The organism is Paenibacillus aurantiacus, from assembly GCF_042431225.1.
Classification (GTDB): Bacteria; Bacillota; Bacilli; order Paenibacillales; family Paenibacillaceae; genus Paenibacillus_Z; species Paenibacillus_Z aurantiacus.
The window spans coordinates 1-2,128 of the sequence record NZ_JBHMDO010000005.1 but is presented as its reverse complement, the minus strand read 5'-3'; the positions used below and the strand labels follow the sequence as shown (position 1 = coordinate 2,128).

3 protein-coding genes are annotated in these 2,128 nt (G+C 53.1%); 2 read left to right on the top strand and 1 reads right to left on the bottom strand.

Features of this window, described 5'->3' with window-relative positions; translation table 11 throughout:
- Positions 1-585 (top strand): flagellin (locus ACFFSY_RS03060; protein ID WP_377489725.1); only part of this gene is annotated, 585 nt, incomplete at its 5' end.
- A gap of 325 nt (positions 586-910) precedes the next feature.
- Positions 911-1,744 carry a flagellin N-terminal helical domain-containing protein gene (locus ACFFSY_RS03055; RefSeq protein WP_377489722.1) on the top strand — a complete coding sequence of 278 codons (834 nt, stop codon included), beginning with the start codon at positions 911-913 and terminating at the stop codon, positions 1,742-1,744.
- A gap of 204 nt (positions 1,745-1,948) precedes the next feature.
- On the opposite strand, the gene ACFFSY_RS03050 is transcribed toward ACFFSY_RS03055, so the two are convergent.
- Positions 1,949-2,128 (bottom strand): hypothetical protein (locus tag ACFFSY_RS03050; RefSeq protein ID WP_377489719.1); only part of this gene is annotated, 180 nt, incomplete at its 5' end.

The window sequence follows — 2,128 nt, the reverse complement described above, 5'->3', positions numbered from 1 at the left end:
CACGCGATTACGCAGCGTATGCGCGAGCTGGCTGTTCAATCGGCGAACGACACGAACGTATCGGCTGACCGTACGTCCCTGAAAGACGAGTACGATGCACTGGCAACCGAGATCGGCCGTATCAACACGGACACCGAGTTCAACACGCAGAAGCTGCTTGATGGCACGGCAGGTACAGCAGGTAAAGTTCAAATCCACGTGGGTGCGAACAAAGATCAGAAGATCGAACTGGACCTGAGCACGGACGGCATTAAGCTCGACACTATCCAAACGGCTCTTGCTGCAGCCGACATCAGCACGCAAGCAGGCGCTGAGACAGCCATCCAAACGCTGGATGACAACATCGCGAAAATTTCCTCGGGCCGTTCGAAGCTGGGCGCGCTGCAAAACCGCCTGGAGCACTCCATCGCGAACGTGGACAACGCAGCTGAGAACCTGACGGCAGCAGAATCCCGCGTACGTGACGTGGACATGGCGAAAGAAATGATGAACCAAACGAAGAACAACATCCTTGCACAAGCCGCTCAAGCGATGCTGGCGCAAGCGAACCAACAGCCGCAAGGCGTTCTGCAGCTGCTCCGTTAATTTTTCTCCCTTTATTGTAGGAGGTGTTCCAGCGTCAAATGATGACGTTGGGGCACCTCCGTTTTCACTTTAAGTAGCTTGGTAACCACATCCAGTGCACGTATGATAACCTGTTCTAGCGCTGTTGTTCCCGCATCTGCAGGAGGACACTGTCTGGTTCCGCTCGGTGATTCACTCATTTATTTGGCATTTATACAAAATGCTATTAACAAATCTCGCAATGCGCCGATATATATAGTAGCAGCAACGGGGATTCATCCGAGACTGCTATCAAAAGCAAGAACCGCAAGGATGCGGCTCTTAACTTCCAAGGAGGAAACAAATCATGATTATCAACCACAACATTGCAGCACTGAACACGCACCGTCAGCTGTCGGTCAACACGGCGAACACGAACAAGTCGATCGAGAAGCTCTCTTCGGGTCTTCGCATCAACCGTGCGGGCGACGACGCGGCAGGTCTGTCCATCTCCGAGAAAATGCGCGGCCAGATCCGCGGTCTGGAGCAATCCTCCCGCAACGCGCAAGACGGCATCTCCCTGATCCAAACGGCAGAGGGCGCACTGAACGAAGTCCACGCGATTACGCAGCGTATGCGCGAGCTGGCTGTTCAATCGGCGAACGACACGAACGTAACGGCTGACCGCACGTCCCTGAAAGACGAGTACGATGCACTGGCAACGGAGATCGGCCGTATCAACACGGACACCGAGTTCAACACGCAGAAGCTGCTTGACGGCACGGCTGGTACAGCAGGTAAAGTTCAAATCCACGTGGGCGCGAACAAAGACCAGAAGATCGAACTGGACCTGAGCACGGACGGCATTAAGCTCGACGCTATCAAAACGGCTCTTGCAGCAGCCGACATCAGCACGCAAGCAGGCGCTGAGACAGCGATCAAAACACTGGACGATAACATCGCGAAAGTTTCCTCCGGCCGTTCGAAGCTGGGCGCACTGCAAAACCGTCTGGAGCACTCCATCGCGAACGTGGACAACGCAGCCGAGAACCTGACGGCAGCAGAATCCCGCGTACGTGACGTAGACATGGCGAAAGAAATGATGAACCAAACGAAGAACAACATCCTTGCACAAGCCGCTCAAGCGATGCTGGCGCAAGCGAACCAACAGCCGCAAGGCGTACTCCAACTTCTTCGTTAATCTTGGATAGGTGGAATAGCATTTGGGATTCCCCGGTTGGGGAAGAAACCCGCGTCGTTAATGACGCGGGTTTCTTCTTTTTTGTTCCCGTCTTGCTTAGCATATGTCTGTTAGTAGGAGCGGCGGCATTTGGTGAGAATGTGCCTCTGCTCCAGGATAGTGAAACATGCAATCTGTCAAAAATTTGAGTGAAAAAACTATAAACTAATCTCTCAAACCGCCGATATATATATAGTAAGCAAGGGCACGAGACAATCGGTACCCTGGCTGCCAATCAACGAGGTCCGCAAGGAAGCGGGCTTTCAACTTCCAAGGAGGAAACAAATCATGATTATCAACCACAATATTGCAGCACTGAACACGCACCGTCAGCTGTCGGTCAAC